This window comes from Candidatus Planktophila vernalis (assembly GCF_002288185.1).
Classification (GTDB): Bacteria; Actinomycetota; Actinomycetes; order Nanopelagicales; family Nanopelagicaceae; genus Planktophila; species Planktophila vernalis.
This window is the reverse complement of the sequence record NZ_CP016776.1, coordinates 1,053,171-1,074,049: the sequence shown is the minus strand read 5'-3', so window position 1 is coordinate 1,074,049 and position 20,879 is coordinate 1,053,171. Positions and strand designations below refer to the sequence as shown.

The window sequence follows — 20,879 nt, the reverse complement described above, 5'->3', positions numbered from 1 at the left end:
GTAGGCTTTCGCTATGTTCTTTGATCTCGGCGCGGGTGAAATTCTCGGCCTGGCTATTGTGGGAATGCTTTTGCTGGGTCCAGAGCGACTTCCAAAGGCTGCTGCAGAGGCTGCAAAGTGGGTTAAGAAGGTTCGCACCTTGTCACAGACAGCAACTGCTGAACTTCGAGAGAACTTAGGACCTGGCTTTGAAAATCTTCAGCCAGCAGATCTACATCCAAAGACTTTTGTTAAAAAACAGTTGGGTGATTTATTGGATGAAACTCCAGCGACAAAACCAAAACGACCAACTGCAAAGATTGACCCAGACCTCATATGAACTTAATCGATTCACTCAATGTTGCACTCTCAAAGGTTCAGGATCCAGAACTCCATCGTTCTATAACTGAACTTGGAATGGTTGAAGAGCTCACTGAGGTCAACGGCGACGTGAGTATTAAAGTTTTGTTAACGATTTCTGGTTGTCCAATGCAAGATCGACTACGTGGTGATATCACTACGGCCCTAAAGAATGTCGAAGGCGTGAAGAGCGTTGAATTAGCTTTTGGAGTCATGTCACAAGAGCAACGTGATTATGTTAAAAAAGTGGTTCGTGGTGGCCGTGAAAAAACAATTACCTTTGCCCAACCAGAATCCCTGACACGAGTTATTGGCATTGCTTCTGGAAAAGGTGGTGTTGGAAAGTCATCTGTGACTGCAAACCTTGGAGTTGCATTTGCTAAAAAAGGTTTACGCGTTGGAATTTTAGATGCAGATGTCTATGGTCACTCAATCCCTCGTTTGATGGGTTTAATGGGTCAGCGACCAACTGCTATTGATCAGCTCTTTATCCCACTGGAGTCTTTTGGCGTAAAAGTAGTTTCAATGGAGATGTTTAAGCCAGAGCGCTCAGATCCAGTTGCTTATCGTGGGCCACTATTACACCGCGTGCTCGAGCAACTTCTTTCAGATGCTCACTGGGGTGATCTAGATGTTTTGCTCATTGATCTACCTCCTGGCACTGGCGATTTAGCAATTTCTCTAGGACAGCTGATTCCAAACTCAGAGATAGTTGTAGTAACAACACCTCAAATTGCTGCAGCCGAGGTTGCAGAACGTGCAGGGAGAATTGCGCACCAAATTCATCAACGTGTTATCGGTGTTATTGAAAACATGTCTGAATATGGCTGCCCAACATGCGGTGAGAAGATTGCACTCTTTGGTTCTGGTGGCGGTGAGGAAACCTCAAGGCGCTTATCGGCACTTGTTGGCATCGATGTTCCGCTTCTTGGCAAGATCGCCTTTAATCCAGAGCTTAGAACCGGTGGCGATGATGGAGTACCGCTAGTTCAAGCTGCACCTGATTCTGATTCTGCGCAGTCAATTCTTGCGATTGCAGAAATTCTCGTTAAGCGAAGTAAATCTCTAGTGGGTGTTCGCCTAGGTATTTCTCCGGAGAGCAATTGAGTTCGCAAGCAGATTCGCGCGATAGTCACACAACTATTCCGGCAAGACCCGACTTAATTCGTCTCGGTATTGGAATCATGGGCATTGGAACTTCAGGCCCACTTATTGCAATGAGTGCAATGTCAATTCCCACGTTGATTTTTTGGAGAAATCTTGGTGGGTCGTTATTAACACTTCCCTTTGCTCTTAAACATCCAAGAGATCGCGAAGGCATTAAGTGGTCGGTTATTGCCGGCTTCATTTTAGCTATTCACTTCGTTGGATTCTTTCTAGCAATGCGCTGGACAACAGTTGCAGCAGGTACAGCACTTGTTGCACTGCAACCAATTTTTGCTGCTTTGTTTGTAAAGCTCAGTGGTGGTCATATTCCTTCCAAAGCCTGGCTTGGGATGGTTGTTAGTTTTTCTGGCGTGCTTTTGATTTCAGGGATTGATTTACAGATCTCTCTTCGAGCATTTTTGGGAGATATTGCCGCACTAGTTTCTGCAGCCCTGGCTGCTCTTTACATGATGGCTGGTTCACGAGCACAGCGCACAGTGGAGACAACCGTATACACGACAGTTTGCTATTTCGTTTGTGCCATGACCGCTCTACCAATGGCGTTGCTGATGGGATTTCCAATATTTAATTTTGATGGGCGCGAATGGTGGATTCTTTTAGGCCTAGTTGTTGGCGCACAGATTTTGGGCCATTCAATGTTTAATGCCGCACTCAAGCGAGTATCACCAGCAATTGTTTCTCTTATTATCTTTTTCGAAGTACCTGTAAGTTCACTACTTGCGATTTGGTGGCTTGGACAAAAACCACCACTTGGAATTTTGCCTGGAATCGCTTTGATATTAATTGGATGTGTTTTAGTTGTTACTCGCTCAAGACCTGGGGCAGTGGAGCTGGCTCCATGATTGATTTACATACGCACACCAACAAAAGCGACGGAACAGATAGTCCCCGCGAGCTAGTAAATAAAGCAATAGTTCAAGGATTAACGGTTCTGGGTATCAGTGATCACGACACCACTTCTAGTTGGCAAGAGGCCACTGAAAGTTTACGTGGAAATTTACAACTAGCACTGGGCAGTGAAATATCCTGCTTAACCGAAGACGGCATTAGCGTGCATATGTTGGGGCTTCTCTTTGATGGTGCACATGAGCAGATGCAAGTCATGCTTGAGGAAACGCGCGATGGACGATTACCGCGGATGCGCAAGATGGTTGAAAAGATGCAAGCTGCTGGAATTGATATTTCAATGGCAGATGTTGAAGCTGCGCGCCCTGAAGGTGCAACTCTTGGGCGTCCTCATTTAGCAGATGCATTAGTAAACAAGGGAGTCATAAGCACGCGGGATGAAGCTTTTCAAGGCATGCTCAATAATGAATCCGAGTTTTATGTTTCTCACGCAGCACCCACTCCTGCTCAAGCAATTGCAATGATCCGAAAGGCTGGAGGAGTGGCTGTAATTGCACATCCTTTTGCATCACATCGCGGTCAAATTCTTAAGGCAAGTGATTTTCAAGAGTTAGTTGCTGCTGGATTAAACGGAATAGAAGTTGATCACAGAGATCAAAATCCAGAGGAAAGAGAGATGTTGCGCTCAATTGCCACGGAATTAGATTTAGTAATAACTGGCTCCAGCGACTATCACGGAAGCGGTAAACTCAACGCACTTGCAGAGTTCCAAACCAGCCCAGCTCAATGGGAAAAACTGGAATCTCTTGCTGATAAACGAAGGGTGGTACGGGCATGAAAGTTAGCGCTTTAACCTTTGCCGTCCAGTCATTTGTAACTTTATTTGTAATCATGGATCCACCTGGTGCTACGCCAATTTTCTTAGCCCTCGTTGCAGATAAGTCTGCAAAAGAGCGCAGGATTCTTGCTATCAAAGCTGCTTTAGTTTCTCTGCTTGTAATTTCGATGTTTGCATTATTTGGTCGCTTTATTTTGAGCTATCTCAATGTCTCAATCGCAGCATTACAAGCTGCTGGCGCACTACTACTTTTGCTTATCTCCTTAGATCTTTTAACCGGAGGCAAGGGAAGCGGTCGCGGTGATTCTAAAGATGAAAATATCGCACTTGTGCCTCTAGGAACACCTTTACTTGCTGGACCTGGTGCAATCGTTGCAACAATGATTTTCGTTCAGCAAATAGATAGCCCAAGCATGGCTGCGGGCTTAGTTGGTGCAGTAATTGCAGTTCATGTTGCTATTGCAGCAGCGCTGATGGCTTCCACAACCATCATGAAAGTAATAAAGGAAGCTGGCGTAACACTTGTGGCACGCATTGCTGGTTTGTTACTTGCCGCCATTGCAGTTCAGATGCTGGTGGATGCAATTCGAGTTTTTGTTACTACTTAACTCTCTTTAAACTTCTTAGTACGCGTGCGAGTTCGCTCAACTTTTGGCTTTGATTCAACCTTCTTCTCAACACGTTTTTCAGGGGCAGCCTTTTGTTCTATTACGGGCTTGCTCTTCGTGATTCGCCCTGTTGAACCTGCTGGGATATCTAGAACTTCATAGAGGTGTGGAGAAGAGGAATAAGTCTCTTCTGGTTCAGCTAAACCGAGATCTAGAACCTGGTTAATCATCTTCCATCTAGCTAATTCATCCCAGTCAACGAATGTGACTGCAATTCCATGTGCTCCGGCACGAGCTGTGCGACCAATACGGTGCACGTAAGTTTTTTCATCTTCAGGGCACTGGTAATTAATTACATGTGTAATTCCATCAATATCAATTCCACGTGCCGCAACATCTGTTGCAACAAGAACATCTGATTTGCCTGCTTTGAAATCACCCAAAGCTTTTTCACGCGCATTTTGACCAAGATCTCCATGGATAGGCGCAGCTTTAAAGCCTCGTTCCATTAAGTCTTCTGCCGTCTTTTGGCAGGTGCGCTTGGTGCGGCAGAAAACCATGGTTGGTCCACGACCTTCGGCTTGCAAAATACGAGCGAGCATTTCAATCTTATCCATGGCATGAGCGCGTAAAACATGCTGCTTAATACGCGTAACAACTGCGCCTTCATCTTCTGAATCTTGTGTTCGAATATGAATAGGTTGATTCATAAAGCGACGGGCAAGAGCGATGATGTCTCCAGGCATAGTTGCTGAGAACAACATGGTTTGCATGCGATTTGGTGTGTTTGCCAAAATCTTTTCAACATCTGGCAGGAAACCAAGATCCAACATCTCATCTGCTTCATCTAGAACTAAGCGTGAAACTTGCTTTAGGCGCAGCTGTCCTTGGCGAGAAAGATCTAGCAAGCGACCAGGTGTTCCAACAACTATTTCAATTCCAGCTTGTAGCGCTTCAATTTGTGGTTCAAATGCGCGTCCACCATAAACAGCTAATGTTCTAATTCCACGATTACTTGCTAACTCTTCAATGTCTTTGGTTACTTGTGTACAAAGTTCGCGAGTTGGAACGACGATTAAAACCTGTGGCATTCCCTTGTGCTCAAAATCTGCCCACTCTTTGTCATTAGGTGCAATAACTCTCTCGATAACTGGAACGCCAAAGGCCAGAGTCTTTCCGGTGCCTGTTTTAGCTTGACCAATAACATCACCATCACTGAGTGCGATTGGCAAAACCATCTCTTGAATAGCAAATGGAGCGATGAAGCCATGAGCATGAAGAGCCTCAATGGTTTCAGGGCGTAGTGGGAGTTCTGCGAAAGTTTTCGACACGTTAAGCGGCGCCAGAAATTTGTTTATTAGTGGAGCTCATAGAAGTAATCCTATCGGAGTTAATTGCGAGGGAAACCCGAAATTCCTCGCCACATGAGGTTGTTGACCAATTCAACTGCCTGTTCACGCGTTAATGCACTGTCTCGATCTAACCAATGCCGCGCTGTTACTTGGGCATAGCCAATCATTCCAACACCTAAGAGCATTGAAGCTTCTTTTGGAAGACCTGTATCAATAGAAATTACGGCACTAGCAGCAGCTGCGCAGTCATAAGTCATTCGATTAAGGCGCTCACGCACAGATGGCTCAACACTCATGTCACTTTCAAAGAGAAGTCTGAAAGCTTCACCCTCTTTTTCGATAAAAGCAAAATATGCATCAACAGTGGCATGCACACGATTAGCGTTATCAGGAGTTGAGGCGATAGCTCTCTGAATTTCAAAAACTAATGAGTCAATGTGTAAATCAAGAACTGCAAGATAAAGCTCTAATTTTGACGGAAAGTGCTGATACAAAACTGGCTTGCTAACATTTGCGCGATCTGCGATTTCATCCATTGCCGCAGAGTGATAACCAGCAGCAGTAAAAACCTCTAGGGCTGCTGAGAGCAAAAGTGCGCGGCGCTCGTCACGCGGCAAACGCGGCTTATTTGATGAATCAATAGTGCTCATTGGTGTAATCGTAGAGGCTCTATAGGTGAATGCGCTAATAGCTGTAGCAACACATGCGTGAATACGGCAGAATTAACCTCCTATGAAAACACCACCGCTTGTAAATCCTGGCCCAGCACTGAGTGCTCAGCAAGCGCGTCGATATAGTCGCCAGATTGTTATTCCACAGATTCAAGCAAGTGGCCAAGAGCGCATTCGAAATGCAAAGGTTTTGTGCATTGGTGCAGGTGGTCTTGGTTCTCCAGCGCTTATGTATTTAGCAGCAGCTGGCGTTGGAACTATTGGAATAGTTGATTTTGATACTGTTGATGAAACCAATCTGCACCGCCAAGTCCTTTATGGCCAGTCTGATATCGGAAAAAAGAAAGTCGATGTTGCTAAATCAAAAATTGAAGAAAGTAACCCATTAGTTTCAGTCACTACTTATCCAGTAAGAGTCAATCCTTCAAATGTTCTTGAAATTATGGCCGGATACGACATTGTTATTGATGCCACAGACAACTTCGCAACGCGCTACTTAATTAACGATGCAGCAGTCTTACTCAACAAACCTTATGTGTGGGGTTCAGTTAATCGCTTTGATGGGCAAGCTGCAGTTTTCTGGAGCTCTCTTGGACCTTGCTATCGCTGTCTACATCCAGAACCTCCTGCACCAGGGACAGTTCAAAACTGTGCAGATGCAGGCGTGTTGGGTGTTTTGTGTGCATCAATTGCATCGATTCAAGTTAATGAAGTTATTAAAGCCATCACCGGCATAGGCGAGCTTCAAATTGGAAAGCTCATGATCTATGAAGCGTTAGAGGCAGAGCATTCAAAGATTGATATTCACAAAAATCCACTCTGTGTAATATGCGGTGAGAATCCAACGCAGGTGAGCCTTTTAGAGAACTATGAAAGCTTTTGCGGTGTTGCTTCAGCACCAGAAATCTCCGTTGAAGACCTAAAGAAGAAGTTTGCTGCAAATGATGACTTTATTCTCATTGATGTCAGAGAGCCTGATGAATTTGCAAGCTCTAGAATCCCTGGTTCAGTATTGATTCCTAAGGCGCATTTTTTCGACGCAACGGCTTTAGATCTACTTCCCAGAGATAAAGAGATTATTCTTCATTGTCGCTCTGGGGTTAGATCTGCACATTGTCTAGCCATCATTCAAGGAGCAGGCTTTATGAATTCACGCCACCTAGGCGGGGGAATACTTGCATGGGAGAAGCAGTGAAAAATTCTTATCAGGGTTATCGAATTCTGCTTGTGCATGCGCACCCAGATGATGAAACTATTAACAACGGTGCAACCATGGCTCTTTATGCATCATTAGGCGCACAAGTAACTTTAGTGACGTGCACGCGTGGTGAAGAGGGAGAAGTTCTGGTCCCCTCCCTTTCTCATTTAGCTAGCAGCGAAAAAGATGAATTAGGAAAGCACCGCGAAATTGAATTAGCACTTGCCATGAAAGCACTGGGCATTACAGATTTTAGATTTTTAGGAAACTATCGAGATAGTGGAATGATGGGAACGGAACCAAATAATCGCCCTGATGTTTTTTGGCAAGCAGATTTGGATTTGGCAGCTGGCGAGTTAGTCACAATAATTGAAGAGATAAAGCCGCACGTTTTGATTACTTATGATGAAATCGGTGGCTATGGACACCCAGATCATATAAAAGCGCATTTAGTTGCTATGAGGGCAAGTGAATTAGCAACGTGGCAAATCCAAAAGATTTATTGGAATACGGTTCCTAAATCAGTTATCGCGCAAGGGATGGAAGCCATGAAAGAGATTGGCTCTGATTTCTTTGGGGCTGAAAGTATTGATGATCTGCCATTTGTAAAAGATGATTCATTTGTAACCACTTTAATTGACGGTAATGATTTTGTGGATGCCAAGATGGCAGCTATGAAAGCCCATGAAACACAGATTGCGTTAGATGGGCCATTCTTTGCCCTTTCAAACAACCTAGGTTTACAAGTCTGGGGCCATGAGTACTACACCTTAGTTAAAGGGCCAAAGAGTGAGCCTTTTGATGAACAAGGCCGTGAAAGTGATTTAACTTCTGGAGTTGTTCTGTGATGAGAAAAATCCATGCAATTGTGATTGGCGCTGGACTCGGAGCGGGTTCGGTTTTTCTTCATGCTTCTTTAGTTCCATTTGGTTTGATCTTTGTTCTACTTGCAACCTTGGTCGGTATTTGGAGTATTGGTCGCATGTGGGGCGGGCGAACTCTAAAAGTATTGGCAGCAGCAGCTTGGACCTTCGTGGTCTTACGTGCAGGCTTTCCAGGTATCAATCAGGAGTACTTAATTGAAGGTACCTCTGTTGGAATATCACTGATCAATATTGGATTTCTAGCTTTAGTAGTTGCAGTTTTACTTCCTGCTTAACGCCAATTCCAAGTTTGCCCATCAGGACCATCCATAATTTCAAGGCCACTCTGCTCTAGTTTTACTCTTAACTCGTCACTGTCTGCCCATCGCTTTTCATTTCTTGCAATCTGGCGCAGTTTAAGAATGTCTTCTTGTTCTAAAGTTAAAGCGCTAATTACTTCTTCTCTTGCAAGATCAAGCCCCAATATCTGATCTGCAAATAGAAAGTGCGCTGCACGATTATTGATGTTTTCATTCTTTTCCAAAGTGCGCAGATACTGAATGGCTTTTGGAGTGTCCAAATCGTTATCGAGAATTTCTAAGAACTCTGCATCTTTCACAGGAATCTGCGTTCCCCATGTCTTTATCTTTTTGCGCCAACGTTTCAACGTTGAGTCAGCAGCCTCAATTGAGGCCCACGTTAAGTCCATTTGAGATCGATAGCGGTTTTCTAGAATACAAAGTCTGACGGCAAGGGGATCAAAGCCGCGCTCTATAACATCTTTAAGAAGAACAACATTTCCGGCGCTTTTTGACATCTTGCGGCCTTCAAAAAGCAGATGCTCTCCATGAAGCCAGAGATCCACGCTCTCATTTCCTGTAATGGCATTTGATTGAGCTCGCTCATTTTCATGGTGTGGAAAACGCAGATCAATTCCTCCAACGTGAAGATTGATATGTGAATTCAAGAAATGAAGTGACATTGCTGAACATTCAATATGCCAACCAGGAAAACCTGGACCCCATGGTGAATCCCAAATCATTTCTTTACGACCACCAGCGTTCTTCCAGAGCGCCCAGTCAGCGTGAAAACGTTTTGCGCCATCTTCACTGTATTCATAGCGATGGCCAGGCTTGAGTGCATCTAAGCGATTACCACTTATTGCGCCGTAACTTGGAAATGCTTGGGCAGAAAAATAGACCGTGCCATCCTCACCCACATATGCAAATTCCTTAGAGATGAGTTCCTCAATCATGGCAAGCATTAACTCAATTGATTCGCTAGCTCTTGGATAAGCATCTGCTTTTTCAATATTCAGGCGTGCTAAGTCTGTGTGAAAACCTGCCTCATATTTTCGAGCCACAGTAAATGGATCTATAGATTCAGCTTTAGCTTGGGCAAGCATTTTGTCTTCGTTCTCAATATCTTCAGACATGTGCCCAACATCGGTAATGTTTTGAATAAGTTTCACATTAACGCCATTGACGGTTAGAACTCGGCGCACCAAATCTGAAAGTAGGAAGGTCCTTAAATTTCCAACATGTGCATCCCGATAAACGGTAGGCCCACAGCAATACATAGTTGTCGTGCCATTAGTTGAAGTGACAGGTTCAAGCTTTCTGGAAGCTGTGTCATAGAGTCGAAGGCTCACTTTTTTTCAACCACTTCTCTCCAGAGAGCAATCTTGTCGTAGGAAAATTCGATGAGCTTTCCATGTCGATTGCGAAGGGTGATAGGGGACTCGAGATGGCCCACGATGTCGCGAAATCCACCCTCGGGATCATGCAAGCGGATGGTGACTCGCTTTCCGATGAGGGCGCTAAAAGTGGCCTCTAGACCCTGATTCATGGCTCAACGATAAACCTTAACTTCAAATATCGCGCCAGGAGAGCCGATACGATTAGAATCTGAGAGTTGGTAACTAATATTTCTTACGGAGGCAAGTCGTGACTTATGTGATCGCCGAACCATGTATCGATGTGAAAGATAAATCATGCATCGCTGAATGTCCTGTGGACTGCATTTATGAAGGCGACCGCATGCTCTATATCCAAGCTGATGAATGTGTTGACTGCGGTGCGTGTGAGCCTGTGTGTCCCGTTGAGGCTATTTACTATGAGGATGATGTCCCACCACAGTGGAAGCAATTTGGAAAAGTTAACACTGAATTTTTCGTTGAAATCGGTTCACCAGGTGGTGCAAGCAAAGTCGGAGCAACTGGCACCGACCACGAACTAGTAAAAGCTCTTCCACCTAAGAGCGAGTAATTCTTCTTGCGCTCTTCACTCCCAGATTTCCCCTGGGACGCTCTTGCCCCCTATGGAGATAAGGCTCGCGCTCACCCTGGTGGGATTATTGATCTCTCCGTTGGAACTCCTGTAGATCCCACACCTGAATTTATTCAAACAGCCTTACGCGATGCCTCTAACTCACCTAGTTACCCAGTAACTGCGGGCACACCCGAACTACGAGCTGCAATAACAGCATGGGCAAAATCTCGTTTAGGTGCCACCGGTGATTTTGATGTTCTACCTGTCATTGGTTCTAAAGAGTTAGTTGCATGGTTACCTACAATTTTAGAATCTAAGAAAGTTCTCATTCCAGAAATTGCCTATCCGACGTATCACGTGGGTGCATTGATCGCACAAGCACAGTCAGTACCAGTTCCAATTAGCGCACAGAGCTGGCCGAGCGCTGATTTAGCCTGGCTGAACTCACCATCAAATCCAACTGGGCGAGTTCATAGTGTTGAAGAAATCAAAGAGTGCATTGCATGGTCACGCGCCAATGATGCAGTCCTGATTTCAGATGAGTGCTATTTGGAGTTTGAGCACAGTGCAGCACCAACTTCAATCATGGCTTTAACTCAAGGCGATAACAAGAATATTCTGGCACTTCACTCATTATCTAAGCGCTCATCAATGGCTGGCTATCGTGCTGCATTTTTGATTGGTGATTCTTCGCTCATTGCAAAGATTCGTGAACTTCGAAAGCATGCAGGCATGATGGTTTCACTGCCCGTGCAAAAAGCAATGACTGTTGCACTGGGTGATGATTCACATGTTGCCGAGCAACGCGCGCGATATAACGCACGACGTGATGCGCTAAGACCAGCACTTGAAGCTTGCGGATTTAAAATTGAATTTAGCGATGCAGGTCTCTACATCTGGTGCACACGTGATGAAGATGCATGGACAAGTGTTGACTGGTTAGCCGAGCGCGGAATCCTGGCAACCCCAGGTAGTTTCTATGGTGAAAAGGGAAAGAACCACATTCGCATCGCAATGACTGTGACCGATGCAGCCATAAAAGATGCAGTTAACCGCTTAAAGGCTTAGCCGATGGCAGTTGGAATCCTTCTAGTTGGTGGCTTTGGCACACGTCTGATGCCACTTACTAAAAACACACCAAAACCAATGCTCACAGTTGCTGGTTTGCCCGTAACAGAGCACCAACTAGCTTTGGCAAAAAAGGCAGGAATTACAACAGTAGTTCTTGCTACTTCATATTTATCTGAAGTATTCATCCCTTATTTTGGCGATGGATCTAAATGGGGAATGAAACTGCTTTATGCCGTTGAAAAAGAGCCTTTGGGAACAGGCGGTGCCATTAGAAATGCTGCAAAATTATTGCCTGGAGATGAAACTGTTGTTGTTTTTAATGGAGATGTCTTAAGTTCACACAACTTAGCCCTTCAAATTCAAGAACATGAAGCGAATAATGCCGATGTAACATTGCATTTAACTGCAGTAGAGGATGCTCGTGCTTATGGCTGTGTTCCTACAGATTCTGATGGTCGTGTCACAGCTTTTCTAGAAAAAATGGAAAATCCAGTTACAAATACCATCAACGCTGGGTGCTATGTTTTCAAATCTTCAGTAATTCAATCAATTGAGCCAGATCGAGTTGTCAGTGTTGAAAGAGAAGTTTTCCCAAATCTTGTAGATAGCCACGGCAAAGTATTTGGTTTCATTGATGATTCTTATTGGCTAGATATCGGCACACCACAAGCACTTCTTAAAGGATCACGGGATTTAGTAACAGGGATAGCTGATGCCTCAGCCTTAACTTCAGGACTCGTTGAGAGCGCGGGCAAGGAATTTTTAACTATGAAGGGCGCGCAGGTAGACCCATCTGCCCGCATTGATGGCGGTAGCTGCATCTCGCGTGGGGCAGTAGTTGGCGCCGATGCACATATCTCTGGATCGATTATTGAATCAGGAGCTCACGTGGGAGCAGGTGCAACAATTGTTAATTCATTTATCGCATCCGGGGCAGTAGTGGCCGATTTCGCTAAAATATCGGTATCTTTTGTGACAAATACAGAAATAATTGAAATCCCAGCTTGATTTAAGCGTAAATCTCCTCCAATAAGGGCTCGTCTCGGCTTGACTTATTCGACTTACACGCGTGTAATTCACTCTTAAGTAAGTCTTTTCCAAGAGGGATGAGACCAGAAGTTTTCAAGGAGAATCGACTATGCCGATTAAACCTGAAGCCACGAACTCCCCAACCCCCACGACTGGCCCAAAAATCACACTAGCGACCGGCGAGAGTATTGAACTCTCTTGGCAAGAACGCGCACTATGTGCGCAAACAGATCCAGAAGCTTTCTTCCCTGAAAAAGGCGGCTCAACTCGCGAAGCAAAGCGTGTTTGCCTTTCCTGCGATGTTCGTTCAGAGTGCTTGGAATACGCACTTGCACATGACGAACGTTTTGGAATTTGGGGCGGACTATCAGAGCGCGAACGTCGTCGCTTAAAGCGCCGTTCTGCGTAAGCTTTTAATCCCAACTCTTTAAGAGATGGTGGTTTAGTTGTGGCAGTAACCGATAGACATTTAGTCACCGCAATTGTTGTTACACACGACGGTGAAACTTGGTTGCCTGCAGTTGTCGCAGCATTAGCTTCTCAAACTAGACCTGCAGACCAAATTGTTGCAGTTGATACAGATTCCAATGATTCATCCACAAAACTTATTAAAGCTGCCCGTATTCCTTTAATTTCTGCAGATCGTGATTGCGGATTTGGCGATGCGGTTGCGCTCGCAGTAGCAAAAATGCCAAAACACATTGAAGGCAATAGCGAATGGATTTGGTTAATCCATGATGACTGCGCACCAACACCTACCGCCCTTGAAAAACTCTTAGAAGCAATTGAAGATCGACCTCAAGTTGCAATGGTTGGTCCAAAACTTCTTGGTTGGCATGATCGCACTCACATACTCGAAGCTGGAATAAGCATTGCTGGTAACGGTGCTCGCTGGACTGGATTAGAGACCGATGAATATGACCAAGGTCAACATGATGGTGTTCATGATGTTTTATCAGTTAGCACTGCAGGCGCTCTAATACGCCGTGACATATTCGAAGAACTTGGCGGTTTTGATTCAAACCTTTCCCTGTTTCGCGATGATATTGATTTTGGCTGGAGGGCAAGAGTTGCCGGTCATGGAGTTATCGCCACGACAGCTGCTGTTGCTCACCATGCCCAGGCTTCGGCATCAGAGCGACGTAGTGTGGATGTTAACGGCGCCTTCTTACACCGACCATTACTTTTAGATCGCCGTAATGCAGCATATGTTTTATTAGCTAACTCATCGTGGTGGATGATTCCATGGCTATCAATTCAGTTACTCGGATCTGCGATGGCACGTTCAATTGGTTATTTGCTTGCAAAACTACCTGGGTATGCAGCCGATGAATTATTGGCTGTGGCCACCTTGATTGTTAAGCCAGCTGAAATAGTTAAAGCTAGAAAATTTAGAAAAACAAAGCGGTTAGTTTCTGCTCGAGTCATCTCTTCTTACATTCCACCTCGATGGTCACAGATTCGCTTATCGGCAGCGCGTGTTACTGAAGTAATTAGAGCCAGAATTCTTCCTGTTCCAGAGAGCTCTTCACCATCTGTTTTAAGCTCACTCGAGGAAGAGGATTTACTAGTACCAACTCAACGTTTCCAGATTAGTAAAGTCTTAAAGAACCCAGCAATCTTTGGATATCTCTTACTGGCCATAATCACACTTATTCAATCTCGAAATCGTCTCGGTGCTTTAAATGGCGGCGCACTTGCTGCTTCGCCAAGTGGCGCTCGAGATCTATGGGGCTTCTATTTTGAATCGTGGCACCAAGTTGGAATGGGTAGTTCACATGCATCCCCAGCATGGATTGCAGTTGTGGCACTAGCCTCCACTTTATTTCTGGGTAAAGCACCGCTTCTCATAACATTGTTCTTTTTAGCTGCACCTTTACTCATTATGTGGTCGGCCCACACATTCCTGCGAAAGCTCTCTAGTAATCAATTCATAACAATCCCAGCTAGTTTCTTGTATGCCCTCTCACCTGTGGCTTTAGCTTCAGTGAACTCAGGGCGATTGGCAACTCTTGTGGCTTTAATAATTGCACCGCAAATCCCGATGATCCTCAGTGATTGGAAGCAAGTAGAGACCAACAACTGGCGTCGCATCTATGCGTTAACTATTTTGCTAGCTGTCTTAACTTCATTTACTTTGATAACAACTCTTGTGAGCTTGGGAGTTATAGGAATTGCAATTTTGGGTGACTACAACGAGAAATTGGAGAAGCCATTATTTCTGGCAAGGCTCTACAAGCGTTTAACGTTGCTGATATTCCCATTTGTATTGGTTGCTCCATATTCATTTGAAGCACTCATTCGCCCTGCACGCTTTCTTGCTGAACCAGGTTTAAACCTTGCAGGCGGTCCTACCGCGCTAGTTCTCTCAGGTAATCCTGGAGGCGCTGGATCTCTTCCTTGGTGGGCAATTAGTCCGATTCTGCTTCTCTTAGTTATCGCTCTTTTTTCATCCTCCAATGCGCGCTCTTTCGCACAAGTTGGTATTTCATTTTTGTCTGCAGCAGTTCTGTTCTCATCTATCTCAATCACAGTGCACGGCAATAGCGCTGGGACTAGAACTTGGGTTGGAACTTTCTTAGTTGGAGCAACTCTTGCATCTGTGGCAGCCGGTGTTGTCATTTTGGATCGTTTACGAACTGTGCTCATTGCAAGCAATATTCATTACCGGCATATTTTAGCTGGCCTACTTTTAATTATTACCTCGCTTTATTCACTCTCTAGTGTTGGCTGGTCCATTACTGCTGGTGCAGATTCACCTGTGCAGAGCAATATGAAGGGAGTTATGCCAGCTTTTCTCACTGCTGAAGCTGATACTAAAACATTAGTCTTACGTGAAGTTGGCGCTGAGAACTCAAAATCAATTCAGTACTACATTTCACGAGGTGAGGATATTTCACTGGGTGAACCAGATGTGGCACCTGGGCAAGTACGAGCGATTGAACTAGCAGCTCAAGAACTCATTGATGGTTCTGGAATTAGCAGTAGCCAAGTCTTTTCTTCCTATGGAATCAAGTATGTATTTGTTAAAAACCCATTTAGTCGCAATGTTATCCGCACCATCGATGGTCTTGGTGGTTTTGCTCGCACATCAGCAACTTCAGCTGGTGTTGTTTGGAGAGTCACTGGAGTTACTGGAAGAATCATTTTTACTGCAAAAGATGGAACACGTTCTGTGTTAGAGGCTGGTGAAGTAGGAGCTCGTACCACCGTTAACGGTCCAGGCTCCATTACGTTGACAGAAACTTTTGATCGATCATGGCAAATCTTGCAAAATGGATATCGATTAGATCGCGCTAAAGATGAACAGTCATTGCCACAGTTCCAGGTAAAGGAAGCTGGCGAAATATCATTGCTTCACGATGGAACCATTAGGAGAGCGTGGCTGTCACTTCAGCTAATCGCTTGGACCTTGGTAATTATCTTGGCTGCACCTGCTGGTCGCAGAAAGCGCGAAATTTCAGAGAAGGAGCTGGCATGAAATTCGAAAAGCCTTTTCTTTTCTTATCTGCACTTATTGCATGTTTCGTGATTGCATCAGGGGTAACGACAGTCTCGAAGCCAAGCAATTTCTCTGAAAGCTACCCAGTGGTGGTTTGTCCGCCAACGCTCAATGGTTTAACTTCACAGATATCTATCTCTTCACGTAAGACTCAATACCAACGATTGGAAAATCGAAGCAGTAAGACTGTGCCTTTTAAGGCACTTCGCTTTCCAGTAACCAAAGATTCCCTAGTTATTTCTGCTGAGGGAACCACTCCACTTATTTGGCAAAGTAGAACTGGAAGTTGGGCGGGTGGAACATTGTGTTCTGGTCCAAACGCTGCAGCATGGTTTGTTGGTGGTACGGCAAATGTCACAAGCCGCGGACGATTAATTCTCATAAATAGTGGATTGAGCGATTCCATTGTGGATGTTCAGAGTTATACCGAGAATGCGAAGCAACCCATTAAATCTGTGAATTTAAAGTCGAAGAGCTACATTCAACTCTCACTAGACTCACTTGCACCGGGGGATAAATCTTTGGCAGTTCAAGTGACTCCACGATCTGGTCGCGTAAATGCATTCATGATTGATGAACAAGGTGCTGGATTAAAGGCTCTCGGTGGTGATTTTGTAAACTCATATCCCACTGCATCTAAGGAAGTTGTAATCCCAGCGATTCCAAACCAGCTTCCTAAAGCGGGTCAAAAAGCTTCAGCCTCACATACGTTACGAATCCTTACACCAGGAGATGTCAACACAACATTTACATTAGAAGTTTTATCTGCTGATGGAAAGTTCATACCTGTCGGCATGAGCTCGCGTTCAATTGAAGCAGGAGTTGTCTCTGAGTTTTCCTTTGAGCCAAAAATCTCAGCTAGTGCCTTTGCGGTTCGAGTGACATCTGCAGAACCAATCGTCGCTTCAGTTTCCTCTTCTGTGACGATCAGTCGCCACAAGGACTTTGTTTGGAGCACGGCAACGCCACCCCTTACGCCAATGTCTATTGCTGTGACGGGACTATCACCACTCATCACATTTGCTGGAGAATCAATCTCTGTGAAAGTCCAAGCCAAATTAGTAAATGGTAAGACTGTGAGTGCATCAGTTAAAGGTAGCGATATTGCTACATGGCGCGTTCCTGCAAATGCCCGATCAATCACCATTGTTTCCAGCAGTAAAGGAGTCTTTGCCGGCGCACTCATAGCCTCAACTAATGGTTATGGATTTATCCCTATTGTGAACGGTAGCGCTCTGACCCGAGTGGAAGTTCCAAATTCAAACATTCGCGTTCTAAATCCCTAACAATCCCAAAAAATTGGCACACAGGCCACTAATGTTCTAACCATGAAGTCACCAGCACAGGTTGGACGCGCTTGCTCTCGCGTGGGCTGCCGTTCTGTTGCAACAATGACTCTTACATATATCTATGCTGAATCAACTGCTGTAGTTGGACCACTTGCTACGTATTCAGAACCACATGCTTACGATCTCTGTGCAAGTCATGGAGAGCGCTTGAAGGTTCCACATGGATGGAATGTGATTAAACAAGAGTTAACTGGAAATGAACCAGGTCCTTCAGATGATGACTTGATGGCTATTGCAGATGCAGTGCGTGAAGTTGCAAAGCGCACTGAAGAAACTCCTGCAGAATCAAGTGAAGATGATTCACATGCCTCCATCGGACGTCGAGGTCATTTACGAGCTGTTCCATCCTAAGGATTGATTAATGTCGCAAGAGATAGCAAATATTTTTAAAGCCTATGACATTCGAGGACTCGTTGATGAAGAGATAACTCCTGACTTCACTTTTGCTACAGGTGTTGCCTTTGCACACTTCCTACAACAGCAACGTGAACCAGGAACAGTTGTCATTGGTGAAGATATGCGACCATCCTCAATTCCACTTGCAGATGCATTCTCTGCTGGAGTCACTTCCTTAGGAATGGATGTCATTCGAATTGGTTTAGCGTCAACAGACATGTTGTATTTTGCTTCGGGCAAACTTGGTTTACCGGGTGCGATGTTTACCGCCAGCCATAACCCCGCTGAATACAACGGTATAAAACTCTGCTTAAGTCAGGCTCGCCCAATTGGTAAGGAATCTGGATTACTAACAATCGAGAACTTTGTTCGAAAAGGTTCTCCACTTGAGCTTCGATCAGTGGGGGTTGAAACACAACGGAACATGCTTGAAGAGTATGTGGATCACCTTTTAAGCCTTGTGGATCTCTCCAATATTCGTCCACTTAAAATCGTTGTGGACGCAGGAAATGGCATGGCTGGCCACACGGCTCCTGCCATATTTGCACGCCTTAACTGTGAATTAATCCCGATGTACTTTGAACTTGATGGAACTTTTCCAAATCATGAGGCAAATCCAATAGATGAAAAGAATTTGAGAGATCTTCAAAAGGCAGTTTTGGAACATGGAGCGGATTTGGGCTTAGCTTTTGATGGCGATGCTGATCGATGCTTTTTAGTTGATGAGAAAGCAAATGCAGTTAATCCATCCGACTTAACATCATTGATTGCACAGCGTGAGCTCAAGAAAAATCCTGGAGCGAAGATTATTTATAATTTAATCTCATCAAGGGCTGTATTAGAAGTCATTGAAGAAAATGGTGGCGTTGGACTTCGCTCTCGAGTTGGTCATTCTTATATTAAGAAAATGATGGCGGAGAGTAAAGCGATCTTTGGCGGAGAGCACTCAGGGCACTTTTACTTTGATGATTTCTGGAGAGCAGATTCTGGAGCACTTGCAGCACTTCATGCGATTGCAGCTTTGGGGGAGTCAGATAAATCGATGTCGCAGATTTTAAAGCCGTATCAGCGATATTGCCTTAGTGGTGAAATCAATTCAAAAGTTGCCGATACAGCTGCAGCAACTGCATTGGTGGAAGCCACATTTAGCTCAATGCCCGGGGTGACAACTGATCATCTTGATGGACTCACGGTTAATGGGGACACATGGTGGTTTAATCTGCGCCCCTCTAATACAGAGCCACTACTAAGACTTAACGTTGAGGCCAGGGAGCCAGAGCGTATGAACGCACTACGTGACGAGGTTCTCGCCCTTATTCGTGGCTAGGTGCGCGCCTTCATGACTCGCTTTAGGCGTGGGGGCAGTAACCTAGGCTCCTGACCGCAGTCGATAAAAGGAGCTTTTCGTGAACGTACCTGTAACTTCTACTCTTCCAAAGCACGATATTGCAGATGCATCTCTTGCTGCACAAGGACGCATGCGCATTGAATGGGCAGAGCGCAATATGCCTGTTCTTTCTCAAATCCGTGCACGTTTTGAAAAGTCACAACCTTTTGCCGGTGTTCGCATCTCTGCATGTATGCACGTAACAACTGAGACAGCTGTCTTGATGCGCGTGCTAAAAGCTGGCGGCGCTGATATCGCTCTCTGTGCATCAAATCCACTTTCAACTCAAGATGACACTGCAGCAGCTTTGGTCCATGAGTACGGAATCTCAGTTTTTGCTCGCAACGCTGTTGATCGTGATGGCTACTACAAGCACATCAATGCTTCTCTTGATATCGAACCACACCAAGTTTTCGATGATGGTTGCGACCTCGTCAACACTCTTCACACAACACGTAAAGAGTTAATTCCAAATATTGCTGGTGGCTGCGAAGAAACCACAACAGGAGTTATCCGTCTGAACCAGATGGCAAAAGATGGAGCACTTCAGTTCCCAATGATTGCTGTGAATGACACAGACACAAAGCACATGTTTGATAACCGTTATGGAACAGGTCAATCAACTCTGGATGCAGTATTTCGCGCAACTAACTTCCTTCTAGCAGGACGCATTCTTGTTGTTGCTGGATTTGGTTACTGCGGTAAGGGTGTTGCAGAGCGCGCCAAGGGAATGGGCGCTGACGTAATCATTACTGAAATCGATCCAACTAAGGCATTAGATGCAATGATGCAGGGCTTCCGCGTTATGCCAATGGCAGATGCGGCAAAGCTTGGCGATGTTTTCATTACTGTTACAGGCAACCGCGATGTATTGCGCGATGAGCACTTTGCAGTAATGAAGGATGGCGCAATTATGGCTAACTCAGGCCACTTTGATATTGAAATCGACGTTGCTTGGCTAGAACAGCATGCAGCGAAAAAGAATGCAAAGATGCGCCACCAAACTGATGAATATGTAATGGCTGATGGTCGCCGTTTACTTCTCATCGCAGAGGGTCGCCTTGTTAACTTAGGCGCAGCAGAGGGTCACCCAGCATCAGTTATGGATATGTCATTTTCTGATCAAGCTTTAACTGCTGAATACCTTGTTAAGGAAGCTAAGAACTTGAAGCCAGGCGTTCACAACGTTCCTACATATATCGATAAGGAAGTTGCTAGCTTGAAGTTGAAGAGCATGGGCGGTCTCATTGACACACTTACTCCAGCACAAGATATGTACTTGAACTCTTGGGAGCACGGTAGCTAATGACATTGGTTATGGTCGTCGATGACGACCAGGACCTTGCCGAAATGCTCGGCATTGTTTTAACCGGTGCAGGTATTGATGTAGACCTCGTAAGTCGCGGGGATGAAGTTCTAGATGTATTTCGTAACAATCCACCAGATTTAGTTCTGTTGGATGTTATGTTGCCTGGACTTGATGGAATTGAAGTTTGTAAATTAATTCGTGCTGAATCAATGGTTCCAATCATTATGTTGACGGCTAAAGGTGATTCCCATGATGTTGTTCGAGGCCTTGAAGCCGGCGCAGATGACTACATGGTTAAACCCTTTAGACACCCTTCTGAGTTAATTGCCCGAATCCGCACACGTTTGCGTCGAACAAATGTTGATATCTCAGGTTTGTTAACTATTGGTGATTTAGCAATTGATGTTCAAGCACACCAAGTTTTGCGAGCAGGCAAACAGATTTCATTAACTCGCTTGGAATTTGATTTATTGGTAGCTCTTGCTAAAGAGCCAGGCCGTGTGTTTACCCGTGATGCATTGCTCAGTGAAGTATGGGGATATCGCCATTCCACTGATACGCGCCTGGTCAATGTCCACGTTCAACGCCTGCGCTCAAAGATTGAACATGATCCAGAGAGACCAGAAATTGTGGTGACTGTGCGTGGAGTTGGTTACAAAGCTGGAGTGATGGGCGGTTCCTAAA

The 20,879-nt window shown here is 45.0% G+C and carries 22 protein-coding genes; 18 read left to right on the top strand and 4 right to left on the bottom strand.

The features are described 5' to 3' along the window. The first annotated feature begins 13 nt into the window (after nucleotides 1–13). From A7sIIA15_RS05645 to A7sIIA15_RS05625, 5 genes are read left to right on the top strand one after another with little or no spacing between them, the layout of a single operon-like run. Nucleotides 14–319: a twin-arginine translocase TatA/TatE family subunit gene (locus A7sIIA15_RS05645; RefSeq protein ID WP_095686176.1), complete on the top strand. Its 306-nt coding sequence runs from the start codon at nucleotides 14–16 to the stop codon at nucleotides 317–319. Then, complete coding sequence (locus A7sIIA15_RS05640; RefSeq protein ID WP_095686175.1) at nucleotides 316–1,446, top strand: Mrp/NBP35 family ATP-binding protein; 1,131 nt, start codon at nucleotides 316–318, stop codon at nucleotides 1,444–1,446. Before A7sIIA15_RS05645 ends, A7sIIA15_RS05640 begins: the two co-directional genes overlap by 4 nt. Then, entirely contained in the window at nucleotides 1,443–2,348 is a 906-nt protein-coding gene (locus tag A7sIIA15_RS05635; protein ID WP_223298243.1) for a DMT family transporter, read from the top strand. Before A7sIIA15_RS05640 ends, A7sIIA15_RS05635 begins: the two co-directional genes overlap by 4 nt. Further along, entirely contained in the window at nucleotides 2,345–3,190 is an 846-nt protein-coding gene (locus tag A7sIIA15_RS05630; protein ID WP_095686174.1) for a PHP domain-containing protein, read from the top strand. Before A7sIIA15_RS05635 ends, A7sIIA15_RS05630 begins: the two co-directional genes overlap by 4 nt. Beyond that, entirely contained in the window at nucleotides 3,187–3,798 is a 612-nt protein-coding gene (locus tag A7sIIA15_RS05625) for a MarC family protein (protein ID WP_095686173.1), read from the top strand. The genes A7sIIA15_RS05630 and A7sIIA15_RS05625 overlap by 4 nt, the downstream gene beginning before the upstream one ends. Here A7sIIA15_RS05625 and A7sIIA15_RS05620 read toward each other — a convergent pair. Together A7sIIA15_RS05620 and A7sIIA15_RS05615 are read right to left on the bottom strand one after the other, a co-directional pair. Further along, on the bottom strand, nucleotides 3,795–5,129 hold the full coding sequence (locus tag A7sIIA15_RS05620) for a DEAD/DEAH box helicase (protein ID WP_095686172.1): 1,335 nt from the start codon (nucleotides 5,127–5,129) through the stop codon (nucleotides 3,795–3,797). The genes A7sIIA15_RS05625 and A7sIIA15_RS05620 overlap by 4 nt on opposite strands. A gap of 59 nt (nucleotides 5,130–5,188) precedes the next feature. Then, nucleotides 5,189–5,800, bottom strand: a complete 612-nt coding sequence (locus A7sIIA15_RS05615; RefSeq protein WP_095686171.1) for a TetR/AcrR family transcriptional regulator — start codon at nucleotides 5,798–5,800, stop codon at nucleotides 5,189–5,191. An 82-nt stretch (nucleotides 5,801–5,882) separates the two neighbouring features. On the opposite strand from A7sIIA15_RS05615, the gene A7sIIA15_RS05610 reads away from it, so the two are divergent. Genes A7sIIA15_RS05610 through A7sIIA15_RS05600 form a run of 3 tightly spaced genes read left to right on the top strand, consistent with a single transcriptional unit; the run spans nucleotide 5,883 to nucleotide 8,178 of the window. Further along, nucleotides 5,883–7,016: a ThiF family adenylyltransferase gene (locus A7sIIA15_RS05610; protein ID WP_095686170.1), complete on the top strand. Its 1,134-nt coding sequence runs from the start codon at nucleotides 5,883–5,885 to the stop codon at nucleotides 7,014–7,016. Beyond that, on the top strand, nucleotides 7,001–7,867 hold the full coding sequence (mshB, locus tag A7sIIA15_RS05605; RefSeq protein ID WP_095686169.1) for an N-acetyl-1-D-myo-inositol-2-amino-2-deoxy-alpha-D-glucopyranoside deacetylase: 867 nt from the start codon (nucleotides 7,001–7,003) through the stop codon (nucleotides 7,865–7,867). The genes A7sIIA15_RS05610 and mshB overlap by 16 nt, the downstream gene beginning before the upstream one ends. Next, nucleotides 7,864–8,178 carry a hypothetical protein gene (locus tag A7sIIA15_RS05600; RefSeq protein WP_150123729.1) on the top strand — a complete coding sequence of 105 codons (315 nt, stop codon included), beginning with the start codon at nucleotides 7,864–7,866 and terminating at the stop codon, nucleotides 8,176–8,178. Before mshB ends, A7sIIA15_RS05600 begins: the two co-directional genes overlap by 4 nt. On the opposite strand, the gene cysS is transcribed toward A7sIIA15_RS05600, so the two are convergent. Together cysS and A7sIIA15_RS05590 are read right to left on the bottom strand one after the other, a co-directional pair. Next, a complete protein-coding gene (gene cysS, locus A7sIIA15_RS05595) occupies nucleotides 8,175–9,533 on the bottom strand; it encodes a cysteine--tRNA ligase (protein WP_095686167.1) in 1,359 nt (452 codons plus the stop codon). The two genes, A7sIIA15_RS05600 and cysS, sit on opposite strands and share 4 nt — an antisense overlap. Continuing rightward, nucleotides 9,530–9,730 (bottom strand): LSm family protein, encoded by a 201-nt coding sequence (locus tag A7sIIA15_RS05590; protein ID WP_095686166.1) that lies wholly within the window; start codon nucleotides 9,728–9,730, stop codon nucleotides 9,530–9,532. Before A7sIIA15_RS05590 ends, cysS begins: the two co-directional genes overlap by 4 nt. Before the next feature lie 98 nt (nucleotides 9,731–9,828). Between A7sIIA15_RS05590 and fdxA the strand changes: the two genes are divergently transcribed. The 10 genes from fdxA to mtrA all read left to right on the top strand — a co-directional run bounded on the left by fdxA (nucleotide 9,829) and on the right by mtrA (nucleotide 20,878). Then, nucleotides 9,829–10,149, top strand: coding sequence for a ferredoxin (fdxA, locus tag A7sIIA15_RS05585; RefSeq protein ID WP_029168592.1), 321 nt, complete (start codon nucleotides 9,829–9,831; stop codon nucleotides 10,147–10,149). A 6-nt stretch (nucleotides 10,150–10,155) separates the two neighbouring features. Continuing rightward, nucleotides 10,156–11,220: a succinyldiaminopimelate transaminase gene (dapC, locus tag A7sIIA15_RS05580; RefSeq protein ID WP_095686165.1), complete on the top strand. Its 1,065-nt coding sequence runs from the start codon at nucleotides 10,156–10,158 to the stop codon at nucleotides 11,218–11,220. Between the two features lie 3 nt (nucleotides 11,221–11,223). Continuing rightward, a complete protein-coding gene (locus tag A7sIIA15_RS05575; RefSeq protein ID WP_095686164.1) occupies nucleotides 11,224–12,231 on the top strand; it encodes a nucleotidyltransferase family protein in 1,008 nt (335 codons plus the stop codon). A gap of 130 nt (nucleotides 12,232–12,361) precedes the next feature. Further along, a complete protein-coding gene (locus tag A7sIIA15_RS05570) occupies nucleotides 12,362–12,661 on the top strand; it encodes a WhiB family transcriptional regulator (protein WP_018225795.1) in 300 nt (99 codons plus the stop codon). 39 nt (nucleotides 12,662–12,700) lie between these two features. Beyond that, entirely contained in the window at nucleotides 12,701–15,733 is a 3,033-nt protein-coding gene (locus tag A7sIIA15_RS05565; RefSeq protein ID WP_095686163.1) for a glycosyltransferase family 2 protein, read from the top strand. After that, entirely contained in the window at nucleotides 15,730–17,040 is a 1,311-nt protein-coding gene (locus tag A7sIIA15_RS05560; protein ID WP_095686162.1) for a DUF5719 family protein, read from the top strand. Before A7sIIA15_RS05565 ends, A7sIIA15_RS05560 begins: the two co-directional genes overlap by 4 nt. A 42-nt stretch (nucleotides 17,041–17,082) precedes the next feature. Continuing rightward, the gene (locus A7sIIA15_RS05555) at nucleotides 17,083–17,454 is read left to right on the top strand and encodes a DUF3499 domain-containing protein (protein ID WP_095686161.1); all 372 of its coding nucleotides are present in this window, start codon (nucleotides 17,083–17,085) and stop codon (nucleotides 17,452–17,454) included. A gap of 10 nt (nucleotides 17,455–17,464) precedes the next feature. Beyond that, nucleotides 17,465–18,826, top strand: coding sequence for a phosphomannomutase/phosphoglucomutase (locus A7sIIA15_RS05550; protein ID WP_095686160.1), 1,362 nt, complete (start codon nucleotides 17,465–17,467; stop codon nucleotides 18,824–18,826). Between the two features lie 79 nt (nucleotides 18,827–18,905). Next, nucleotides 18,906–20,192 (top strand): adenosylhomocysteinase, encoded by a 1,287-nt coding sequence (gene ahcY, locus A7sIIA15_RS05545; RefSeq protein WP_095686159.1) that lies wholly within the window; start codon nucleotides 18,906–18,908, stop codon nucleotides 20,190–20,192. Further along, nucleotides 20,192–20,878, top strand: coding sequence for an MtrAB system response regulator MtrA (mtrA, locus tag A7sIIA15_RS05540; protein WP_095686158.1), 687 nt, complete (start codon nucleotides 20,192–20,194; stop codon nucleotides 20,876–20,878). Before ahcY ends, mtrA begins: the two co-directional genes overlap by 1 nt. Nucleotide 20,879: the final 1 nt, after the last annotated feature.

Coding starts and splice junctions, on each gene's coding strand:
- A7sIIA15_RS05645 (WP_095686176.1), top strand. CDS start 14: ATGTTCTTTGATCTCGGCGCGGGTGAAATTCTCGGCCTGGCTATTGTG.
- A7sIIA15_RS05640 (WP_095686175.1), top strand. CDS start 316: ATGAACTTAATCGATTCACTCAATGTTGCACTCTCAAAGGTTCAGGAT.
- A7sIIA15_RS05630 (WP_095686174.1), top strand. CDS start 2,345: ATGATTGATTTACATACGCACACCAACAAAAGCGACGGAACAGATAGT.
- A7sIIA15_RS05625 (WP_095686173.1), top strand. CDS start 3,187: ATGAAAGTTAGCGCTTTAACCTTTGCCGTCCAGTCATTTGTAACTTTA.
- A7sIIA15_RS05615 (WP_095686171.1), bottom strand. CDS start 5,800: ATGAGCACTATTGATTCATCAAATAAGCCGCGTTTGCCGCGTGACGAG.
- A7sIIA15_RS05610 (WP_095686170.1), top strand. CDS start 5,883: ATGAAAACACCACCGCTTGTAAATCCTGGCCCAGCACTGAGTGCTCAG.
- mshB (WP_095686169.1), top strand. CDS start 7,001: ATGGGAGAAGCAGTGAAAAATTCTTATCAGGGTTATCGAATTCTGCTT.
- A7sIIA15_RS05590 (WP_095686166.1), bottom strand. CDS start 9,730: ATGAATCAGGGTCTAGAGGCCACTTTTAGCGCCCTCATCGGAAAGCGA.
- A7sIIA15_RS05575 (WP_095686164.1), top strand. CDS start 11,224: ATGGCAGTTGGAATCCTTCTAGTTGGTGGCTTTGGCACACGTCTGATG.
- A7sIIA15_RS05570 (WP_018225795.1), top strand. CDS start 12,362: ATGCCGATTAAACCTGAAGCCACGAACTCCCCAACCCCCACGACTGGC.
- A7sIIA15_RS05560 (WP_095686162.1), top strand. CDS start 15,730: ATGAAATTCGAAAAGCCTTTTCTTTTCTTATCTGCACTTATTGCATGT.
- A7sIIA15_RS05555 (WP_095686161.1), top strand. CDS start 17,083: ATGAAGTCACCAGCACAGGTTGGACGCGCTTGCTCTCGCGTGGGCTGC.
- A7sIIA15_RS05550 (WP_095686160.1), top strand. CDS start 17,465: ATGTCGCAAGAGATAGCAAATATTTTTAAAGCCTATGACATTCGAGGA.
- mtrA (WP_095686158.1), top strand. CDS start 20,192: ATGACATTGGTTATGGTCGTCGATGACGACCAGGACCTTGCCGAAATG.